Origin of the sequence: Caldimonas thermodepolymerans (assembly GCF_015476235.1) — a bacterium.
Lineage (GTDB): Bacteria > Pseudomonadota > Gammaproteobacteria > Burkholderiales > Burkholderiaceae_C > Caldimonas > Caldimonas thermodepolymerans.
Genome location: NZ_CP064338.1, coordinates 3459650 through 3479767 on the forward strand (window position 1 = coordinate 3459650; position 20118 = coordinate 3479767).

The 20118-nt window shown below is 69.9% G+C and carries 24 protein-coding genes; 5 read left to right on the forward strand and 19 right to left on the reverse strand.

All coding sequences use genetic code 11. The annotated features are described in order from the left end of the window. The first annotated feature begins 67 nt into the window (after window positions 1-67). From IS481_RS16355 to IS481_RS16365, 3 genes are read left to right on the forward strand one after another with little or no spacing between them, the layout of a single operon-like run. Window positions 68-673, forward strand: a complete 606-nt coding sequence (locus tag IS481_RS16355; RefSeq protein WP_104356422.1) for a LemA family protein — start codon at window positions 68-70, stop codon at window positions 671-673. Between the two features lie 10 nt (window positions 674-683). After that, window positions 684-1607, forward strand: a complete 924-nt coding sequence (locus IS481_RS16360; protein ID WP_104356233.1) for a TPM domain-containing protein — start codon at window positions 684-686, stop codon at window positions 1605-1607. Window positions 1608-1611: 4 nt separating this feature from the next. Further along, window positions 1612-2118: a TPM domain-containing protein gene (locus IS481_RS16365; protein ID WP_104356234.1), complete on the forward strand. Its 507-nt coding sequence runs from the start codon at window positions 1612-1614 to the stop codon at window positions 2116-2118. 126 nt (window positions 2119-2244) lie between these two features. On the opposite strand, the gene IS481_RS16370 is transcribed toward IS481_RS16365, so the two are convergent. From IS481_RS16370 to IS481_RS16460, 19 genes are all read right to left on the reverse strand, one after another. Beyond that, complete coding sequence (locus IS481_RS16370; RefSeq protein WP_104356235.1) at window positions 2245-2664, reverse strand: F0F1 ATP synthase subunit epsilon; 420 nt, start codon at window positions 2662-2664, stop codon at window positions 2245-2247. A 125-nt stretch (window positions 2665-2789) separates the two neighbouring features. Next, entirely contained in the window at window positions 2790-4190 is a 1401-nt protein-coding gene (atpD, locus tag IS481_RS16375; RefSeq protein ID WP_104356236.1) for a F0F1 ATP synthase subunit beta, read from the reverse strand. A 51-nt stretch (window positions 4191-4241) separates the two neighbouring features. Continuing rightward, complete coding sequence (gene atpG, locus IS481_RS16380) at window positions 4242-5111, reverse strand: F0F1 ATP synthase subunit gamma (protein WP_104356237.1); 870 nt, start codon at window positions 5109-5111, stop codon at window positions 4242-4244. A gap of 71 nt (window positions 5112-5182) precedes the next feature. Continuing rightward, the gene (gene atpA / locus IS481_RS16385; RefSeq protein WP_104356238.1) at window positions 5183-6721 is read right to left on the reverse strand and encodes a F0F1 ATP synthase subunit alpha; all 1539 of its coding nucleotides are present in this window, start codon (window positions 6719-6721) and stop codon (window positions 5183-5185) included. A gap of 122 nt (window positions 6722-6843) precedes the next feature. Further along, window positions 6844-7377: a F0F1 ATP synthase subunit delta gene (locus IS481_RS16390; protein ID WP_104356239.1), complete on the reverse strand. Its 534-nt coding sequence runs from the start codon at window positions 7375-7377 to the stop codon at window positions 6844-6846. A gap of 2 nt (window positions 7378-7379) precedes the next feature. After that, window positions 7380-7850 (reverse strand): F0F1 ATP synthase subunit B, encoded by a 471-nt coding sequence (locus IS481_RS16395; RefSeq protein ID WP_104356240.1) that lies wholly within the window; start codon window positions 7848-7850, stop codon window positions 7380-7382. Window positions 7851-7905: 55 nt separating this feature from the next. Further along, window positions 7906-8151 carry a F0F1 ATP synthase subunit C gene (gene atpE, locus IS481_RS16400; protein ID WP_104356241.1) on the reverse strand — a complete coding sequence of 82 codons (246 nt, stop codon included), beginning with the start codon at window positions 8149-8151 and terminating at the stop codon, window positions 7906-7908. 74 nt (window positions 8152-8225) lie between these two features. After that, entirely contained in the window at window positions 8226-9110 is an 885-nt protein-coding gene (gene atpB, locus IS481_RS16405; RefSeq protein ID WP_104356242.1) for a F0F1 ATP synthase subunit A, read from the reverse strand. 22 nt (window positions 9111-9132) lie between these two features. After that, window positions 9133-9627, reverse strand: a complete 495-nt coding sequence (locus IS481_RS16410; protein ID WP_104356243.1) for an ATP synthase subunit I — start codon at window positions 9625-9627, stop codon at window positions 9133-9135. A 150-nt stretch (window positions 9628-9777) separates the two neighbouring features. Continuing rightward, complete coding sequence (locus tag IS481_RS16415; protein WP_104356244.1) at window positions 9778-10692, reverse strand: SMP-30/gluconolactonase/LRE family protein; 915 nt, start codon at window positions 10690-10692, stop codon at window positions 9778-9780. A gap of 102 nt (window positions 10693-10794) precedes the next feature. Further along, window positions 10795-11286, reverse strand: a complete 492-nt coding sequence (locus tag IS481_RS16420) for a GNAT family N-acetyltransferase (RefSeq protein ID WP_104356245.1) — start codon at window positions 11284-11286, stop codon at window positions 10795-10797. 332 nt (window positions 11287-11618) lie between these two features. Continuing rightward, window positions 11619-12350 carry an alanyl-tRNA editing protein gene (locus tag IS481_RS16425; protein WP_104356246.1) on the reverse strand — a complete coding sequence of 244 codons (732 nt, stop codon included), beginning with the start codon at window positions 12348-12350 and terminating at the stop codon, window positions 11619-11621. A gap of 34 nt (window positions 12351-12384) precedes the next feature. Continuing rightward, window positions 12385-13014 carry a LysE family translocator gene (locus IS481_RS16430; protein ID WP_104356247.1) on the reverse strand — a complete coding sequence of 210 codons (630 nt, stop codon included), beginning with the start codon at window positions 13012-13014 and terminating at the stop codon, window positions 12385-12387. A gap of 38 nt (window positions 13015-13052) precedes the next feature. After that, a complete protein-coding gene (locus IS481_RS16435) occupies window positions 13053-13724 on the reverse strand; it encodes a VOC family protein (RefSeq protein ID WP_104356248.1) in 672 nt (223 codons plus the stop codon). Further along, window positions 13721-14557 (reverse strand): PhzF family phenazine biosynthesis protein, encoded by an 837-nt coding sequence (locus IS481_RS16440; RefSeq protein WP_104356249.1) that lies wholly within the window; start codon window positions 14555-14557, stop codon window positions 13721-13723. Before IS481_RS16440 ends, IS481_RS16435 begins: the two co-directional genes overlap by 4 nt. Continuing rightward, window positions 14554-15741 carry an aminotransferase-like domain-containing protein gene (locus IS481_RS16445; RefSeq protein ID WP_104356250.1) on the reverse strand — a complete coding sequence of 396 codons (1188 nt, stop codon included), beginning with the start codon at window positions 15739-15741 and terminating at the stop codon, window positions 14554-14556. Before IS481_RS16445 ends, IS481_RS16440 begins: the two co-directional genes overlap by 4 nt. Next, window positions 15738-16067 (reverse strand): cupin domain-containing protein, encoded by a 330-nt coding sequence (locus IS481_RS16450; protein WP_104356251.1) that lies wholly within the window; start codon window positions 16065-16067, stop codon window positions 15738-15740. The genes IS481_RS16445 and IS481_RS16450 overlap by 4 nt, the downstream gene beginning before the upstream one ends. Then, window positions 16064-17002 carry a DMT family transporter gene (locus IS481_RS16455; RefSeq protein WP_104356252.1) on the reverse strand — a complete coding sequence of 313 codons (939 nt, stop codon included), beginning with the start codon at window positions 17000-17002 and terminating at the stop codon, window positions 16064-16066. The genes IS481_RS16450 and IS481_RS16455 overlap by 4 nt, the downstream gene beginning before the upstream one ends. After that, window positions 16999-17613, reverse strand: coding sequence for a LysE family translocator (locus tag IS481_RS16460; RefSeq protein WP_104356253.1), 615 nt, complete (start codon window positions 17611-17613; stop codon window positions 16999-17001). Before IS481_RS16460 ends, IS481_RS16455 begins: the two co-directional genes overlap by 4 nt. Before the next feature lie 98 nt (window positions 17614-17711). Here IS481_RS16460 and IS481_RS16465 point away from each other — a divergent pair, with 98 nt between their 5' ends. Continuing rightward, on the forward strand, window positions 17712-19166 hold the full coding sequence (locus tag IS481_RS16465) for an aminotransferase-like domain-containing protein (RefSeq protein ID WP_104356254.1): 1455 nt from the start codon (window positions 17712-17714) through the stop codon (window positions 19164-19166). 188 nt (window positions 19167-19354) lie between these two features. Continuing rightward, on the forward strand, window positions 19355-20110 hold the full coding sequence (locus IS481_RS16470; RefSeq protein WP_104356255.1) for a hypothetical protein: 756 nt from the start codon (window positions 19355-19357) through the stop codon (window positions 20108-20110). Window positions 20111-20118: the final 8 nt, after the last annotated feature.

Genomic DNA, 20118 nt, shown 5'->3' on the forward strand with positions numbered 1-20118 from the left:
GGCCCAACCATTGAACCCGGCCGGGGTGCCCCTCATCTCGGCCTCGATCGACTTTCAGGAGGTGACGATGAGCGTGCAACGCATGACCCGCTGGCTGGTGACCCTGGGCTTGGTTCTGGGGCTGACCGGCTGCGGCTACAACGAGTTCCAGCGCCTGGACGAGCAGGTCAACGCGTCCTGGTCCGAAGTGCTCAACCAGTACCAGCGCCGGGCCGACCTGATCCCCAACATCGTCGCCACCGTCAAGGGCGAGGCCAACTTCGAGCAGGAGACGCTCACGCGCGTGATCGAGGCGCGCGCCAAGGCCACCTCGATCCAGGTCACGCCGGAAACCCTGCAGAACCCGGAAGCCTTCAACCGCTTCCAGCAGGCCCAGGGCGAGCTGTCGAGCGCGCTGTCGCGGCTGATGGCGGTCAGCGAGGCCTACCCCAACCTGAAGGCCAACCAGGCCTTCCAGGACCTGCGCGTGCAGCTGGAAGGCACGGAAAACCGCATCACGGTGGCGCGCAACAACTACATCAAGGCGGTGCAGCAGTACAACACCCTGGCGCGCAGCTTCCCGACCAACCTGACCGCGATGGTGTTCAGCTACCAGCCCAAGCCCAACTTCAGCGTGGCCAACGAGGCGGCGATCTCCGTGCCCCCGACGGTGGACTTCGGCCCCTCCCGCTGAGGACGGCGTGATGAAGGGCGTGCTGCGGGCCCTGTGGGGCCGCCTGCTGCCGGCGCTCGGGCTGGCGCTGTGGCTGGGCACGGCCGGCGCGCAGGACGTGCTGCCGGTGCCCGAGCTGACCGCGCGCGTGATCGACCAGACCGGCACGCTGTCGCAGGCCGACCGCGCCCGGCTGGAAGCGCAGCTGGAGGCGGTCGAGACCACCCACGGCAGCCAGATCGTCGTGCTGATGGTGCCCACCACCCAGCCCGAGGACATCGCCGCCTACGCCTGGCGCGTGGCCGACACCTGGAAGATCGGCCGCAAGGAGGTCGGCGACGGCGTGCTGCTGGTGATCGCCAAGAACGACCGGCGCATCCGCATCGAGGTGGCGCGCGCGCTCGAAGGCGCGATCCCCGACCTGGCGGCGCGGCGCATCATCGACCGCGCGATGACGCCCGCGTTCCGGCGCGACGACTTCGCCGGCGGCATCTCCGCCGCGATCGACCAGCTCGCCGCGCTGATCGCGGGCGAAGGCCTGCCCGAGCCCGGCAAGCGTGGCGCGCGCGGCGACGACGGCATCCAGGTCGAGGACCTGGTGGTGCTGCTGTTCGTCGGCACCCCGATCATCGGCACGATGCTGACCGGCATCTTCGGCCGGCGCCTGGGCGCGGTCGCCACCGGCGGAGCGCTGGGCGCACTCGGCTGGTTCTCCACCGCCAGCCTCGCCTTCGGCCTGGTCACCGCGGTGCTCGTCGTGATCCTGGTGCTGGTGCTGGGCATCGGCGTGCGCCCGCGGCCCGGCCAGGGCCTGGGCACGCGCCACCGCACGCCCATCATCTGGGGTGGCGGCGGTGGAGGCGGCTTCGGCGGCGGGTTCGGGGGCGGAGGCGGCGGCTTCTCGTCCGGCGGGGGCGGGGGCTTCGGCGGCGGCGGCGCGTCCGGAGGATGGTGAGACCATGAACAAGCTGATGCGCATCCTCAGGCACCGCTGGTGGGACGAGGCCGACACGCGCAGGCTGCTCGGCGAGGACGCCCTGCAGCGGCTCGAGCAGCGCGTGCAGGCCAGCGAGGCGCGGCACACCGGCGAGATCCGTCTGTGCATCGAGGGCAGCCTGCCGATGAGCTACCTGTGGCGCAATGCCGACGCGCGCGAACGGGCGCTGACGATGTTCGGCAAGCTGCAGGTCTGGGACACAGAGGACAACAACGGCGTGCTGATCTACCTGCTGCTGGTCGAGCACCGCATCGAGATCGTCGCCGACCGGGCGCTGGCGCGGCGCGTCGACCAGGGGCAGTGGGACGCGATCGTGCACGGCATGTGCGACACCTTCCGCGCCGGGCGCATCGAGGAAGGCCTGAACCGGGCCATCGACGCGGTCACCGAACTGCTGGTGCAGCACTTCCCGCTGCCGGCCGGCCAGGCCGGCGTCAACGAGCTGGCCGACCGGCCGCACGTGCGCTGACGTCGCTGCGCGCACCCGCGCCCCTCACGTGGCGCGCCCCGAAAACGACGACGCCCGCGAGCCTGGCGGCTGGCGGGCGTCCTCTGGCTGAAAGGCTGGCGCGGCGCCAGCCGCGCACGACGAGGCTTACTTCTTGCGGCGGAAGCGGCGCAGCGCCGCGATCTGCGCGGCCATGGTCGCGAACTCGCTTTGCGCCTTGGCGAAGTCGATGTCGCTCTTGGCGTTCTTCATCGCCTCCTCGGCCAGGCGCTGGGCCTCGGCGGCCTTGGCCTCGTCGAGGTCCTTGCCGCGGATGGCGGTGTCGGCCAGCACGGTCACCGCGTTCGGCTGCACCTCGAGGATGCCGCCGGCGACGAACACGAACTCTTCTTCGCCGTTGTCCGCACGCTCGATGCGCACCGCACCCGGTTTGATGCGGGTGATCAGCGGCGTGTGCTGCGGCAGGATGCCCAGTTCGCCCGCCTCGCCCGGCAGCGCGACGAATTTCGCCTCACCCGAGAAGATGGACTCTTCCGCGGAGACGACGTCGACATGAATGGTTGCCATAGCTGAGTGTCCTTAAGCGGGTAAGAAAGCCTGGAAGCCGGCAGCCGGCCTGCCGTCCAGGTGCCGCACGGGCCATACCGGGGTACGGCCGGCGCGGCAGCCCGGGTGGCTGCCGGCGGCGCGGATTACTGCAGCTTCTTGGCTTTCTCGAAGGCCTCGTCGATCGTGCCGACCATGTAGAAGGCCTGCTCGGGGAGGCTGTCGCACTCGCCGTTGACGATCATCTTGAAGCCGCGGATGGTTTCCTTCAGCGGCACGTACTTGCCGGGCTGGCCCGTGAACACTTCGGCCACGTGGAACGGCTGCGACAGGAAGCGCTGGATCTTCCGGGCGCGCGCCACGGCCAGCTTGTCTTCCGGCGACAGTTCGTCCATGCCCAGGATTGCGATGATGTCGCGCAGTTCCTTGTAGCGCTGCAGCACGGCCTGCACGGCGCGGGTCGTGTTGTAGTGCTCTTCGCCGACGACGTTCGGGTCGACCTGGCGGCTGGTGGAGTCCAGCGGGTCCACGGCAGGGTAGATACCCAGCGCGGCGATGTCACGCGACAGCACGACGGTGGCGTCCAGGTGGGCGAAGGTCGTGGCCGGCGACGGGTCGGTCAGGTCGTCCGCGGGCACGTACACGGCCTGGATCGAGGTGATCGAGCCGACCTTGGTCGACGTGATCCGCTCCTGCAGCTTGCCCATTTCCTCGGCCAGCGTCGGCTGGTAGCCCACCGCCGACGGCATCCGGCCCAGCAGCGCCGACACTTCGGTACCGGCCAGCGTGTAGCGGTAGATGTTGTCGACGAAGAACAGCACGTCACGGCCTTCGTCACGGAACGATTCGGCGATCGTCAGGCCGGTCAGCGCCACGCGCAGACGGTTGCCCGGCGGCTCGTTCATCTGGCCGTAGACCATGGCCACCTTGGACTCGCCCAGGTTGTCCGGCACCACGACCTTGGAGTCGATCATCTCGTGGTAGAAGTCGTTGCCCTCACGGGTACGCTCGCCCACGCCCGCGAACACCGACAGACCCGAGTGGGCCTTGGCGATGTTGTTGATGAGCTCCATCATGTTCACGGTCTTGCCCACGCCGGCACCGCCGAACAGGCCCACCTTGCCGCCCTTGGCGAACGGGCAGATCAGGTCGATCACCTTGATGCCGGTTTCGAGCAGTTCCGTCGACGGCGACAGCTCGTCGTATGCCGGGGCCTTGCGGTGGATCGACGCCGTCAGTTCCTGGCTCACCGGACCGCGCTCGTCGATCGGGTTGCCCAGCACGTCCATGATGCGGCCCAGGGTCGCCTTGCCGACCGGCACCGTGATCGGGGCACCGGTGTTGCGCACGACCAGACCGCGGCGCAGGCCGTCGGTCGAGCCCAGCGCAATCGTGCGGACCACGCCGTCGCCCAGCTGCTGCTGCACTTCCAGGGTCAGGTCGCCGCCGTCCATCTTCAGGGCGTCGTACACCTTGGGCATCGCGTCGCGCGGGAACTCCACGTCCACCACGGCGCCGATGCACTGAACGATCTTGCCTTCAGCCATTTTTCGTTCCTTCAATCAATATTCCGTTGGATGCCTTCGACAGCCGTGCCGTCAGACGGCGGCCGCACCGCTGACGATCTCTGCCAGTTCCGTGGTGATCGCCGCCTGACGCGTCTTGTTGTACTCGAGCTTGAGCTCGTTGATCAGGTTGCCGGCGTTGTCGGTCGCAGCCTTCATCGCCACCATGCGCGCCGACTGCTCCGAGGCCATGTTCTCGGCGACGGCCTGGTAGACCAGCGCCTCGACATAGCGCACCAGCAGGTCGTCGATGACGGTCTGCGCATCCGGCTCGTAGATGTAGTCCCAGGCATGCGCGGACTTGTCGACGTCCAGCGTGTCGGCCGCCAGCGGCAGCAGCTGCATGACCACCGGCTCCTGCTTCATCGTGTTGATGAACTTCGTGTAGCACAGGTAGACGGCGTCCAGCTTGCCCTCGGCGTACTGGTCGAGCAGCGTCTTGACCGGACCGATCAGGCGATCCAGGTGCGGCTTGTCGCCCAGCTGGGTGACCTGGGCCACCACCTTGGCACCGATGCGGTTCAGGAAGGCCACACCCTTGCTGCCGATGCCCACGGCCTGCGTCTTCAGGCCCTGGTCTTCCAGCTCCTTCAGCTTGGCCGTGGTGGCGCGCAGGATGTTGGTATTCAGGCCCCCGCACAGGCCCTTGTCGGTGGTGACGATGATCATCCCGACCTGGCCGGTGCCGCTGTTCTTCTGCAGCAGCGGCGGACGGTATTCGGGGTTGGCCTGCGCCAGGTTGGCCGCGATGCTGCGCACCTTCTCGGCGTAAGGCCGGGCCGCACGCATGCGGTCCTGCGCCTTGCGCATCTTGGACGCGGCGACCATCTCCATGGCCTTGGTGATCTTCTTGGTGTTTTCCACCGATTTGATCTTGCCGCGTATTTCTTTTCCTGCTGCCATTCGTCAGCTCCTTCACATGCCCGCGTGGCGGCCGGGACGGGTCCCGGCCACGGCACGGGCAGGCTTGTTCATCAGGCGAAGCTCTTCTTGAACGCCTCGATCGCGCTCTGCAGCTCGGCTTCGGCGTCCTTGTCCATCGCCTTTTCCGTCTCGAGCTTCTCGAGCAGCTTGGCGTGGCTGGTCTTCAGGAACTGATGCAGGCCGTGTTCGAAGGCAAGCACCTTCTTCACGTCGATGTCGTCCATGTAGCCCTTGTTGACGGCGTACAGCGACGCGGCCATCAGGCTGATCGGCAGCGGCGAGTACTGCGGCTGCTTCAGCAGCTCGGTCACGCGGGCACCGCGGTCCAGCTGCTTGCGGGTCGCTTCGTCCAGGTCGGAGGCGAACTGCGCGAAGGCGGCCAGCTCACGGTACTGCGCCAGGTCGGTACGGATACCGCCGGACAGGCCCTTGATCAGCTTGGTCTGGGCGGCACCACCGACGCGCGACACCGAGATACCCGCGTTGATGGCGGGACGGATGCCGGCGTTGAACAGGTTGGTTTCCAGGAAGATCTGGCCGTCGGTGATCGAGATCACGTTGGTCGGCACGAACGCCGACACGTCACCGGCCTGCGTCTCGATGATCGGCAGCGCGGTCAGCGAGCCGGTCTTGCCCTTGACCTCGCCGTTGGTGAACTTCTCGACGTAGTCGGCGTTCACGCGCGCGGCACGCTCGAGCAGGCGCGAGTGCAGGTAGAAGATGTCGCCAGGGAAGGCTTCGCGGCCCGGCGGACGGCGCAGCAGCAGCGAGACCTGGCGGTAGGCGACGGCCTGCTTGGACAGGTCGTCGTAGACGATCAGGGCGTCCTGGCCGCGGTCGCGGAAGTATTCGCCCATCGTGCAGCCCGAGTAGGCCGAGATGTACTGCATCGCGGCGGATTCGGACGCCGAGGCGGCCACGACGATGGTGTACTCCATCGCGCCGTGCTGTTCCAGCGCGCGCACCACGTTCTTGATCGACGAGGCCTTCTGGCCGATCGCGACGTAGATACAGATGACGCCCTGGCCCTTCTGGTTGATGATGGTGTCGATCGCCACCGCGGTCTTGCCGGTCTGGCGGTCGCCAATGATCAGCTCGCGCTGGCCGCGGCCGATCGGCACCATCGAGTCGATGGCCTTCAGGCCGGTCTGCAGCGGCTGCGACACCGACTGGCGCGCGATCACGCCGGGAGCGACCTTCTCGATCACGTCCGTCAGCTTGGCGTTGATCGGGCCCTTGCCGTCGATCGGGCGGCCCAGGGCGTCCACGACGCGGCCGATCAGCTCGGGGCCGACCGGCACTTCCAGGATGCGGCCCGTGCACTTGACGGTGTCGCCTTCGGAGATGTGGGCGTACTCGCCCAGAATCACCGCACCGACCGAGTCGCGCTCGAGGTTCAGCGCCAGACCGAAGGTGTTGCCCGGGAATTCGAGCATTTCACCCGCCATCACGTCCGACAGGCCGTGGATGCGGCAGATGCCGTCCGTCACCGACACCACGGTGCCTTGATTGCGGATGTCCGCAGCCGTATCGAGGCCCTCGATACGGCTCTTGATCAGTTCAGAAATTTCAGCGGGATTCAGTTGCATTGCTTGCTCCCAGTCTCGTCCTCGGCCCTGCGGCCGCAACGGCTGTCCGGGCTCGCGCCCGGATGTCCCTGGGGCGCCCGTGCGCGGCACCCAGGTCCTACGGTCCTTCGGCTGCGCAGACCTCAGGCGGTCAGCGCGGCCTTCATGCGTTCCAGGCGGGCCTTGACCGAGGTGTCGAGCACCTCGTCGCCGACCACCACGCGCACCCCTCCGATCAGATCGGGATCGATCTCCACGGTGGGCTGCAGCTTGCGGCCGAAGCGCTTCTCGAGCGTCGCCGCCAGTTCCGCCAGCTGCGCCGGCTCGATCGGGAAGGCGCTGTACACCTTCGCGTCAGCCACGCCCGAACGGGCGTTCTTCAGCGCATGGAACTGCGCGGCGATCTCGGGCAGGGCAACCAGCCGGCCGTTGTCGATCAGCGTGCGAAGGAAGTTCTTCGCAGCGTCGCTCAGCGGCGTCTTGACGACCGAGACGATCACGTCGAACACCTGCTGCGCCGTCACCTTGGGGTGCTCGGCAAACTGCAGCAGCTGCTCGTTGGACGCCACGGCCGCCAGCTGGTCGACCTGGTCTGCCCACTGGTTCAAATCCCCCTTGCTGGCCACTTCGAACAGGGCCTCGGCATAGGGACGCGCGATGGTTGCGAGCTCAGCCATGATCAAAGCTCGGTTTTCAAGCGGTTCAACAGGTCAGCGTGAACGCTGGCGTTGACTTCGCGCCTCAGGATCTGCTCGGCCCCCTTGACCGCCAGCGTGGCAACCTGCTCGCGCAGGGCTTCGCGCGCCTGGATCATCTGCTGCTCGGCTTCCGCCTTGGCTTGGGCGATGATCTTGGCAGCCTCTTCGTCGGCCCGCTTCTTGGCTTCCTCGACGATGGACTGCGCACGCTTTTCGGCGTCCGCAATGCGCTTGGTGGCCTCTTCGCGGGTCTGGGCGAGCTGTTCCTCGACGCGCTTGTTGGCGGCAGACAGCTCCAGCTTGGCCTTGTCGGCCGCGGCCAGGCCGTCGGCGATCTTCTTGGCGCGCTCATCGAGCGCCTTCGTGATCGGCGGCCACACGAACTTCATCGTGAACCACCAGAGGATCAGGAAGACGACGATCTGCGCCAACAGCGTTGCGTTCAGATTCACGGCTTCGACCTCTCTCGGTTAGAACTTGGGAAAGTTGCTGTAGAGAAAGGAGCGCTTAGGCAACGAACGGATTGGCGAAGGCGAACAGCATCGCGATACCGACACCGATCAGGAACGCAGCGTCGATCAGGCCGGCCAGCAGGAACATCTTGGTTTGCAGTTCGTTCATCAGCTCGGGCTGGCGGGCCGAAGCTTCCAGGTACTTGCCGCCCATCAGCGCGATACCGATACAGGCACCGATGGCGCCCAGGCCGATGATCAGACCGCAAGCCAGAGCGACGAGACCCAACACGTTTTCCATGATTGCTCCTATGAGTAAGAGAAGTAGTTGACGGACGGAAAGAAGGGAAAAGAAACCGGTACTGCAGCGATGCGTCAGTGCTTGTCGTGCGCCTGACCCAGGTAGACCAGGGTCAGCATCATGAAGATGAAGGCCTGCAGCGTGATGATCAGGATGTGGAAGATGGCCCAGATGGTGCCGGCGATCACGTGACCGGCGAACAGCAGCGCACCGCCCAGCGACAGCGCCGCGGCACCGCCCAGCAGCGCGATCAGCATGAACACCAGCTCGCCGGCGAACATGTTGCCGAACAGCCGCATGCCGTGGGAGATGGTGTTGGCCGTGAACTCGATGATCTGCATGATCAGGTTCACCGGGGCCAGCACGACGGCCATGAAGCCGTGGGCGTGGAACGGGGCGGAGAACAGTTCCTTGATCCAGCCGCCCAGGCCCTTGATCTTGATGTTGTAGTAGATGCGCGCCAGCAGCACGGTGATGGCCAGGCCCAGCGTGACCGACAGGTCCGCGGTCGGCACGACGCGCATGTAGGCGTGGTGCGGGTCACCGCCGTTGGCGGCATAGATGCCTTCCCAGATGCGCGGGATCAGGTCCACCGGCAGCAGGTCCATCGCGTTCATCAGGAAGATCCAGACGAAGGCGGTCAGCGCCAGCGGGGCGATCGCGCGGCGCGAGGCCTCGTTGTGGATGATGCCCTTGGCCTGGGTGTCGACCAGCTCGACCATCATCTCGACGAAGGCCTGGGCACGGCCCGGCACGCCGGAAGTGGCGGCCTTGGCGATGCGCCACAGGAAGAAGCAGCCGATCACGCCCAGCACGATGGCCCAGAACAGCGAGTCGAGCTTGAGCACCGGCTCGCTGAGCGAGAAGTTCGCCAGCCCCTCCTGCGCACGGTTCTGGAAGTGCTGGAGGTGGTGCTGGATGTATTCACCGGGGGTCGGTCCGTGTCCTTCGGCAGCCATCGGTTCTTCTCTCGAACGGTCTTTACGACGTTTGCTTTGCCTGTCCCCGCCGCAGCAGCAGGGCCAGCCAACTGACTTTCATGCACACGACCATCGTGACCAGCAATGCAGGCCAGCTCAGGTCGGGCACCACCTTGGCGGCCGCCACCAGCATGGCGACGGCCAGCGCGATCTTCAGCGACTCCCAGAACATGAACCCGAGCACCGCGGCGCCGGGACTGGCCCTGGAAATCCTGCTGGTCAACCCGCGCGCCATCAAGGCACCCGGGAGCACCACGGCGGCAGCGCCATACAGCGCCGACCATGCCGCCCCACCCTTGCGCGTGACGGCGTACCACAGGGCCGCCACCACCACGCCCGCCACGGCTTGCACCGCGACCACCCGCCAGGGTGAGAGCGGCGGGTGCTGCGCCATCAAGGCCTGCGCCTCTTCACGGCTCAGGGGCTTGAAAGTCGCCTCGTCGGCCGCATCTGGAACCGTATCGGGTCCACCATGGTCGGCATGTTTCGCGGTCATGGCGCTCGATCTCGGCTTGGTTGCGGCAAATCCGCGGGATTATACGTGGAAACCCCGAACACTCCGCCACCCCGCCTGTCGGATGTCAAAGAACCCGCCCGGCTGCCTGTGCTAGGCCGGCCTCGCAAGGCCTGCGAGCACGGTGCCGCTTCAGCCGATGTAGCCCGCTGCCGACAGTCCCGGCACCTCGACGCGCAGCTGCAGCACGCACCCGGCCCAGGGCTGCGCGGCCAGCTCCTCGGGCGGGCGCTTCTCGCGCGCGGTGGTCACGTACAGCGTCCTGAGGTCCGCGCCGCCGAAGCAGGGCATGGTCGGGCAACGCACCGGCAGCCGCACCTCGCGCAGCACCTGCCCCTGCGGCGACAGCTGCAGCAGCCGCGCCCCTTCGTACATCGCGACCCAGTAGTTGCCCTCGGCATCGACCGCGGCGCCGTCCGGGCGCCCGCCGTAGGCGTCGAGCGGCTGGTCCGGCCGCTTCGGCTCGAAGCGCGCGAACACGCGCCGCGCGCCCGCGCGACCGGCGGCCGGGTCGAAGTCCAGCGCGTAGATGGTGTGCGCGCGCGTGTCGCTCCAGTACATGGTGCGGCCGTCCGGACTCCAGGCCAGCCCGTTGGAGACCGTGATGCCGTCGCCCTCGCGGCTCAGCCGCCCGTGTTCGTCCAGCCGGTACAGCGCGGCCAGCGCCGGTTCGCGCGGCTCGTAGAGCGTGCCGCACCACAGTCGCCCGCCCGGGTCGCACTTGCCGTCGTTGAAGCGCTCCTGCGCCGGGTCGTAGGGCGGCGGCACGATCAGCGTGCGTTCGCCGCGCCGCGGATCGAAGCGCCAGATGCCGTCGCGCATGGCCAGCACCAGCTGCCCCTGGGTCGCTGGCGCGCAGCAGCACACCTCGCTGGGCAGCGTCCACGTGTGCAGCCGGCGCCCGCGCGGGTCGAAGCGGTGCAGGCGGCGGCCGGCGATGTCGCAGAAATAGAGCACCTGCTCGACGGGGTGCCACAGCGGCGACTCCCCCAGCACGGCGGGGTGGTCGACCGCCAGCGAGACCTGGTAGGGCTCGACGGCATGCATGGGCGGACCTCCTGAAGGAATCGGGACGCAGCCCCGGATGCTAAGCCGGTACCTGCGCGTAACCCGTGCCGCAGCAGGAGGCGCACCCGCCCGGCCCGCGGCTCAGTCCAGGTCCACCTTGAGGTAGTGGGCGCCGGGCAGCGGGTTGTAGTAGTACGGCGGGATTTCCTCGAAGCCGAGCGAGGCGTAGAGCGAGCGCGCAGCCTCCATCTCGTCGAGGGTGTCCAGCAGCATCACCGAGTAGCCGCTGCGCTGCGCCTCGTCGATCAGGTGCTGGGCCAGCATGCGCCCCAGCCCGAAGCGGCGGAACGGCTTGCGCACGTACAGGCGCTTCATCTCGCAGGCGTTGGCGTAGTCGACGTCGGCGATCGGCCGGTAGCCGCCGCAGCCGGCCAGCTCGTCGTCGACGAAGGCCAGCAGCAGCCGGCCGCCGGGCGGGGCATATTCGCCCGGCAGCGTCGCCAGCTCATGCTCGAAATCCTGAAAGGCGAGGTCGACGTTCAGGCTGTCGGCGTACTCGCGGAAGATCTCGCGGGTGGCGTCGTAGAGGTCGGGCGTGTCGGGACTGACGATGCGTATCTGAGGCGATTCCATCACGCGGAACGAAGCGGCAAGGCCGCAGGCAGCAACCCCGAGTCTAACCACCCCGGCGCGCCCGGCCCAGCGGGATCTGCCCCCGGCCAGCGCAGCGCTGGACCTGGGCCGACGCCCCGCCCCCGGCTCGCACGGCGGGCCAGGCACGCCCGAAGCGGGGCGCATAGTCATCGCTCACTTGCCTGACGGCACGGGAGCACTCCCCGGAAGAGCGCCTTCAGCCTTCGGCCGGCTCGGCAAAGCCGAGCACGACCGAAGCGGGTCCTGGCTGAGGGATTCTGGTGATCGCCCACCTGCCCGACGGTAGGTGAGCGATCCCCGAAAGAGCGCCTTCAGCCTTCGGCCGGCTCGGCAAAGCCGAGCACGACCCGGCGGGTCCTGGCGCTCTTCTTCTCCACCTTGGTGACGATGACGGCGCCGACCTCGGACGTGTTGCGCACGTGGGTGCCGCCGCAGGGCTGCAGGTCCACGCCCTCGATGTTCAGCACGCGCACGCGGCCGGTGCCGCGCGGGGGCTGCACGCTCATGCTGCGCACCAGGTGCGGGTTGGCGTCGAGCTCCTCGTCGGTGATCCAGCTGTGGCTGACCGGATGCGCCTCGCGCACCAGGCGGGCGATGCCGGCACTGAGCTCGTCCTTGTCCAGCGGCTCGGTCATGTGGAAGTCGAGCCGCGCGTAGCCTGCGGTGATCGAGCAGCCGTCGACCGGGTGCGGCACCAGCGCGCACAGCAGGTGCGTCGCGGTGTGGAAGCGCATGTGGCGCTCGCGGCGCGCCCAGTCGATGCGCGCGGTGACCTCCATGCCCGGTCGCAGGTCGGCCAGCAGCGCGTCCTGGTCGGGCGCCGGCAGGTGCACGATGGTGCCCGGCTCGGGTCCCTTGCGGGTGTCGGCGATGCGCAGCACGCGGCCGTCGCCCAGCAGCAGTTCGCCGGCGTCGCCGGCCTGCCCGCCGCCCAGGGGATAGAACACGGTGCGGTCCAGCTGCACGCCGGCCGCATCGACGGCCGTGATGCGGGCCGTGCATTCGCGCAGGTAGCTGTCTTCGCGGAACAGTTCTTCGGTCATGTCTCCAGACTCCTTGCCAGGTGGGCGGCTCAGCTTACCGGCGTTCGGCCATCAGCCGCGCGGCCAGCAGCCCGAGCACGGTGCCCATCACCCAGCGCTGCACGCGCATCCAGCCGGGACTGCGCTGCAGGAAGCGCGCGATGCCCGCTGCCCCCAGCACGAAGCCGAGGTTGACGACCGCGCTCACCGCGATCTGCACGCCGCCCAGCAGGAAGCTCTGCAGCAGCACGTCGCCACGCTCGGGGTGCAGGAACTGCGGGAAGAACGAGAGGTAGAACACCGCCACCTTGGGGTTGAGCAGGTTGGTGAGCAGGCCCATGCGGAACAGCACCGCCGGCCGGTCGTGCGGCAGCTCGCGCGGCTCGAACGGCGAGCCGCCGCCGGGGCGCACGGCCTGCCAGGCCATCCACAACAGGTAGGCCGCACCGGCGAGCTTGATCACCTCGAAGGCGTAAGGCACGGCCAGCAGCACCGCGGTCAGCCCGAGCGCGGCCATGGTCAGGTGGAACAGGAAGCCCACCAGCACCCCGGCCAGCGACAGCAGGCCGGCCGCGCGTCCCTGGCACAGGGTGCGCGAGACGTTGTAGACCATGTTGGGTCCGGGCGTCAGCGCCAGCACGGCGGCCGCGAGTGCGAACAACCCGATTTCCTGCAGCGAGAACATGTCGTGGGTCCTCCGGTGTCGGTGCGGGGCGGATGGGCTCAGCCGAGGCCGGTCAGCACGACCTCGCCGCGCGGCGTGCTCAAGGTGGCGCGCAGCGCCGGCAGGCCCGAGCGCAGCTCGAAGCCCTGGGCATCGACCGCGTGCAGCGCCCGGCCCAGCACGGGCGAATCGCCGCCGCCCAACACCAGGGACCCGAGCGCGACGCCGCTGACAGGCAGGCGGTCGGCCGGGTGGGCGTCGCCCCACTGGATCAGCGTCGGCAGCGCCCCGCCCAGCAGCAGCGCGCCGTCGTCGCGCACCGTCAGGCGCCAGCGCAGCAGGCCGTGCGGGGTGTCGCGCTCGGCCGCGACGACCGGGCCCGGGTCCAGCCCGAGCCGCTGCCAGGCCGCAGCGGCCTGGGCCACGTCGTCCACGCGCGCCACCCAGTGCAGCAGCCGCGGCTGCTGCGCGAGCGCAGCCTGCACCTCGGGCTCGTCGAGGCCGAACCAGCGGCGCCGGCCGGGCGGCGGGGCCTGCGGGTCGATCGCGATCAGCTCCAGGTAGGCGTGCGACGAAGCGGCGGCGGCCAGCGCCAGCAGCCGGTTGTGCGTGCCCATGAAGGCGTGCCGGCCACCGGCTGCCGGGGTGACGCCGAGGTTCGCCTCGCACCAGGCCACGCCCTGCTCCAGCGAGGCGCAGCCGATCACGAGGTGGTCGAGCCGCGCGCTCACAGCGACAGGCTCCCGTCGATGCAGGTGCGGCAGGCACCGCCGACCCAGACGGTGTCGCCGTCGGCCTCGATGTGCACGCGCCCGGCGCGCTGCAGCCGGGTGCCCTGGGCGGCGACGTAGCGGCGCGGCGCCACGCCCGCGCCGATCAGCCACTGGGCCAGGCTGGCGTTGAGGCTGCCGGTGACCGGGTCCTCCGGGATGCCGTCGCCCGGCACGAAGGCGCGCACCTCGTACTGCGCCTCGCTGCCGGGCGGGTACGCGCCGATCGCGCCCACGAAGGCCAGCTTCGCCAGCGCGGAGAAGTCCGGCTCGATGGCCAGCACCTCGCGCGCCGAGGCCAGGTGCAGGGCTAGCCACTTCGGGCCGTTGTCCAGCCAGCGCGCAGCCAGCACCTGGGCAGCGTCCAGACCCAGCGCCGCGAGCACCTGGCGCAGCAGCGCCGGCTCGACCTCGCGCGCGGCCATCGGCGGCGCGGCAAAGGCCAGGCGCGCGCCGTCCTGCCTGATCGTCACCCGCCCGACGCCGCATTCCTGCACCGCCTGGCCAGGCGTCTGGGGACGGCCGCCCGCTTCCAGCCAGGCGTGGCAGCTGCCCAGCGTCGGGTGTCCGGCAAACGGCAGCTCGCTGCCAGGCGTGAAGATGCGCAGCCGGTAGTCGGCGCCGGGCTGCGTGGGCCGCAGCAGGAAGGTGGTCTCCGACAGGTTGGTCCAGCGCGCGAAGGCCTGCATCTGCGCGTCGCTCAGGTCGTCGGCACCGAACACCACGGCCACCGGGTTGCCCTTGAGGGCCTCGGTGGTGAAGACATCGACCTGCTTGAAGGCATGGCGGGTCATGGGGATCTCCTCGGGTCAGCGGTGGCACGCAGCACCTGCACCAGCGTCGCGATGCCGCGTTCGATCTGTTCCGGTGTCAGCGTCACGAAGGACAGCCGCAGCGTCCCGGGCTGCGGGTCGCGGGCGTAGAAGGCCGCGCCCGGCACGAAGGCGACGCCCGCCTCGACCGCATGCTCGAGCAGGGCCATCGCGTCCATGCCGTCGGGCAGGCGCATCCAGAAGAACATGCCGCCCACCGGGGTGTTCCAGCGGCAGCCCTCGGGCATGTGGCGTTCCAGCGCCGCGCGCATCGCGTCGCGCTGCGCCGCATAGCGGGCGCGCACCGCGGGCAGGTGCCGGTCGAGGAAGCCGTCGCGCACCACCTCGTGGACGATGCGCTGGTTGAACACCGGGGTGTGCAGGTCGGCCGCCTGCTTGGCCTGCAGCAGCTTGGGGTACAGCGCCTGCGGCGCGACCACGTAGCCCAGCCGCAGGCCGGGCGCCAGCACCTTGGAGAACGAGCCGAGGTAGATCGTCTGCTCCGGATCCCGCGCGACCAGCGGCGCGGGCGGCGGCGCGTCGAACCACAGGTCGCCGTAGGGGTTGTCCTCGACCAGCGGCAGGCCCAGGCGCTGCGCCTCGCGGGCCAGCGCGGCCCGCCGCGCTTCGCTCATGCAGCGGCCGCTCGGGTTCTGGTAGTTCGGCAGCACGTAGAAGAAGCGCGCACCGCGGGCACAGTCGCCCAGCGCCTCGGGCAGCGGCCCGTCGTCGTCCGAGGGCACCGGCACGAACTCGGGCTCGAACGGCGCGAAGGCCTGCAAGGCGCCGAGGTAGGTCGGCGTCTCGACCAGCACGCGGCTGCCCGCGTCGAGCAGCACCTTGCCGACCAGGTCCAGCCCCTGCTGCGAGCCGGCGGTGATCAGTACCTGGGAAGGCTGCACGCGCAGGCCGTGGCGGGCCAGGTGGTCGGCGACCCACTCGCGCAGCGGGCCGTAGCCTTCGCTGGCGGCGTACTGCAGGGCCTCGCGCGGTGCCTCGCGCAGCACCTTCTGCGTGGCGGCCTGCACCGCCTCGACCGGGAAGCTGTCGGGCGACGGCAGGCCGCCGGCCATCGAGAGGATGCCGGGGCGTTCGGTCACCTTCAGGATCTCGCGGATGATCGACGGGTTCATGCGCTCGGCGCGCCGAGCCAGGGTCCAGGTCACGCCATCTCTCCCTCGCCGCCCTCGGGTCCCCAGAAGACCACCCAGGTGACGAAATCGTCGGAAAAGGACTCGAAGCGGTGCTCGCGCCCGGCCGGCACGAACAGGCAGTCGCCCGGGCCGAATGCATGGCGCGTCTCGCCGTTGCGGAACACGCCGTGGCCGCTGACGACCAGGTACAGCTCGTCCTGCGCGTGCGGCTGCTGTGCATCGGTGCCGCGCGGCGCGTACACCTCCACGCGCATCGAGCCGTGCGCCAGCACCTGCCGGTAGCGCTCGCCGTGCCCGCCGGGCAGCTGCGCCAGCGCCTCGTGCAGGCTTGCCTTCATCGGCCGGCTCCCCGGGTGTCGACCGAGGCCCGCTTGCCGAGGAAGACGGTGGCGATCACCGCCAGGCCGAAGCCCAGCGTCAGCGCATCCAGCCGCTCGCCGAGCAGCGGCACCGCCGACACCATCGACAGGAAGGGCTGGAGCAGCTGTACCTGGCTGACGCGCACCGGCCCGCCCAGCGCCAGCCCCCGGTACCAGGCGAAGAAGCCCAGCCACATCGAGAACAGCGCCACGTACAGGAACCCCACCCAGGCCGAGGCCTGCACCGGCTGCGCCGGCGCGGTCAGCCCTGCGGCCGGCAGCGTGAACGGCAGCGACATCACCAGCACCCAGCAGATCACGCGCGGGGCCCCCAGCTGCGCGGTCACGCGCGCGCCGCAGACGTAGCCGAGCGCGGCCGACAGCACCGCGAGCACCAGCAGGCCGTCGGCCCACTGCACGTGCAGGCCGGCCTGCAGCGACGAGCCGGCCTTCAGCAGCGCGTAGGCGACCACCAGCGCCGTGCCGAGCACCGCGCAGGCCCAGAACGCCCAGGAGGGACGCTGCCGCCAGGCCACCGCCGCGACCACCGCGGTGACCAGCGGCAGCAGGCCCATGATGACCGCGGCGTGCACCGCCTCGACCTGGCGCAGCCCGAGCGCCAGGAACAGCGGAAAGCCCAGCACCGTGCCGGAGGCGGAGGCCGCCAGCCACCCCCACTGGCGCCCCTGCGGCCTGGGGCCCCGCACCCAGGCGAGGTAGCCCAGCGACAGCAGCCCGGCCAGCGCGGCACGCCCGAAGGTGACGAACCACGGCGACAGCTGCGGCGCCTCGGCCGGCCCGGTGGCCAGCCGCGTCATCGGCAGCGTCAGCGCGAAGATCGCCACGCCGAGCACGCCGAACCACAGCCCGCGCGTCTCGTCGGAGCCGGCCAGGCGCAAGGCGGCCGTGCTCATACCTTCACCATCCACAGGGCGGTGGCGGCGAGCACGACCGCCATCACGCGGTTGAAGACCAGCAGCCGCGCCCCCTGCGCGAGCCACTGTCGCAGCAGCGAGCCGACCAGCGCATAGGTGAAGTTGCTGGCGAAGGCGTACACCGCCATCACCGCCAGCACGATCACCAGGCGCTCGCCGGGGTTGGCCGCCGGCTGCCCGCCCTGGCTGACCACCCAGCCGCCGGTGAGCGCGAGCGCCAGCATCCAGGCCTTGATGTTGACGAACTGCAGCGCCACGCCCTGCAGGAAGCCGACGTTCAGGCGCGCACCGTCGGTCTGCGCCAGCACGCGCACCTGGCACAGCCGCCAGGCGAGGTACAGCATGTAGCCGATGCCGACGGCCTTGACCGCGCCGCGCAGCAGCGGCGCGGTGGTCACGACCGCCCCCAGCCCCAGCCCGCAGGCCAGCATCAGCACGGTCCAGCCGGCCGGCACCGCGAGGCAGAAGCGCAGCGCCGACTTCAGCCCGCCGTTGGCGGCCAGCGCGGTCGACAGGGTGGTGTTCGGCCCGGGGGTGAAGCTCATCACCGTCGCCAGGACCAGCAGGGCGAGGAATTCTTGCAGCGTCATTCCGGGCAGTCTATGCTTGCCGCCAATACACTGCCAATACAGTTAACCCTGCCACTTGGCACGCTGTATCGGTCCCCTTGCCAGCACAGAGGCCGCCCATGCTGACCCGCTCTCCTGCCGAGACGCTGACCGCCCAGCTGGCCCACCGCTTCGCCGAGCGCATCCGCAACCGGCTGCTGCCGCCCGGTTCGCGCCTGCCCTCGGTGCGCGAATGCGCGCGCCGGCATGGCGTCAGCCCCTACACCGTGGTGGCCGCCTACGACCAGCTGCTCGCCCAGGGCCTGATCGAGGCCCGCCGCAACCGCGGCTTCTTCGTGCGCGAATCGCGGGCCGAGATGGCCGAGCCTGCCGCGCCCGCGCCGGCCCGCCCGGCGCCCCGGCCCGGCGCGGACGGCCGCACCCAGCCCCCGGTCGACGCCGCGACCCTGATCCGCGGCATGTTCCGCCAGGTGCATGGCCTGGACGGCGTGACCAAGGCGGTGCCCGGCATGGGCGTGCTGCCGCCGGGCTGGCTGGAAGCGCCCTTCATGAGCACGGCGGTGCGGCGCGTCAGCGGCGCGACCAACCTGTTCTCGCTGTCGCTGCAGTACGGCGAGCCGGCGGGCGAACTGGTGTTGCGGCGGGCGCTGTCGCACAAGCTGGCCGCCCTGGAGATCGAGGCGGCGCCCGAGCAGATCGTCACCACGGTGGGCGCGACGCACGCGCTGGACATCATCTGCCGCACGCTGCTGCGCCCGGGCGATGCGGTGATGGTCGACGAGCCCGGCTGGGCCGTGGAGTTCGCGCGGCTGACGCTGATGGGCATGCGCATCCTGCCGGTGCCGCGCCGCGAGCACGGCCCGGACCTGGACGTGATGGCCCGCTACTGCGAGGCCTACGAGCCGGCGCAGCGGCCCAAGCTCTTCATCAGCGTGAGCGTGCTGCACAACCCGACCGGCCAGTGCCTGAGCCCGAGCAGCGCGCACCGGGTGCTGCAGCTGGCGCAGCAGTACGGCTTCCTGATCGTCGAGGACGACACCTACTCGCACCTCGCCCAGCAGCACGCGGTACGCATGTGCGCGCTCGACGGGCTGCGCCGCACGATCTACGTCAGCGGCTTCGCGAAGATCCTCGCGCCCAACTGGCGCGTGGGCTACCTGGCGGCCGCGCCCGACCTGGTCGAGCGCTTCATCGACACCAAGCTGCTGGGCACGCTGACCACGCCCTCGCTGTTCGAGCAGGCGCTGGCGCACTGCCTGGAGCAGGGGCAGATCCGCCGCCATGCGGAGCGCGTGCGTGCCCGGCTCGGCGCGGCGCGGGCACGCACCGTGCAGCTGGCCCTGCAGGCGGGCTGCCGCTTCGTCACCGAGCCGGCCGGGCTGTTCGGCTGGGTGGACACCGGGGTGGACACCGACCGGCTGGCGCAGGTGATGATGGACGACGGCTACCTGCTGGCCCCCGGCTCGCTGTTCCATGCCGTGCGCCGGCCCAGCTCGCTGATGCGCATCAACTTCGCGACCACCCAGGACGCAGGCTTCTGGCGCGATTTCGAACGGGCCCGGCGCCAGCTGTGACGGCCCCGGGCGTGAGAAAAGACCAGATCGCGGCAGATATCCCTCGTCCGGATGGGTTTGCGACTGTCTTTGCGGCGGGCGGTCAAGTAAAGTCACCAACACTTACCAATGCAAGGCTTGGTTGCCGCTGTGCGCGGCATGCTTTGCGCCTTCACCCGGCTGCAGTCCTCCGGGCCCCTGCCCCAGCCATGGACGAGACCACCATCCCCTTCGGCGAACCGGAACTGATGCGCGCCAGCGCCTTCCAGCATTACCTGGACGAGCTGGCGGGCACGGGTGCGGCTGCACCGGTGGGGCCGGCGTCGCTGAGCCCGTCGCTGCTGGCCGACCTGCAGCGCTTCGAGCACAGCCCCAACGGCACCGAGGTGGTGGAAGTGCTGGCCGCCTGCCTGCGCCATGCGCAAAGCGTGGTGGTGCACTGCCAGACCGAAGGCTACGTGGTGCCGATCACGGTGTTCCCGCGCCAGCGGCTCTACCACTGCCCGGCCGAGCCCGAGGTGTACCTGATGCAGCGCCTGGCCTACCTGAAGGTGCTGCGCATCGAGCCGGCCGTGCTGCGCCCGCCGGGCGACCCCGAAAGCGCCCTGGTCGCGCCGGCCGAGCACTACCACCCGATCGCCCCGCTGCTGTGGGCGATGGCGATCGACGGCGCGCGCCACGAGCTGCTGCCCGAGATCGCCGGCACCGCCTGCTACCGCACCGCCCCCGGCCTGGACCTGCAGGCGCTGCCGCTGAACAAGCTGCAGCGCGCGGTGATCCGCCACATGCGGCTGCAGCCGGTGTCGCTGCGCGAGCTGGCCGAGCTGCTGGGCAGCCGCGACGGCGCGGTGCGCCTGCTCAACGCGCTGTACCTGCAGTCGGGCCTGATCATCAGCCGCGCGTTGCCGGCCTCGACCGCCGACTCCTGGCTCGCGACGCTGGGCCTGCGCCGGCGCCACGGCTGAGCGCCGCG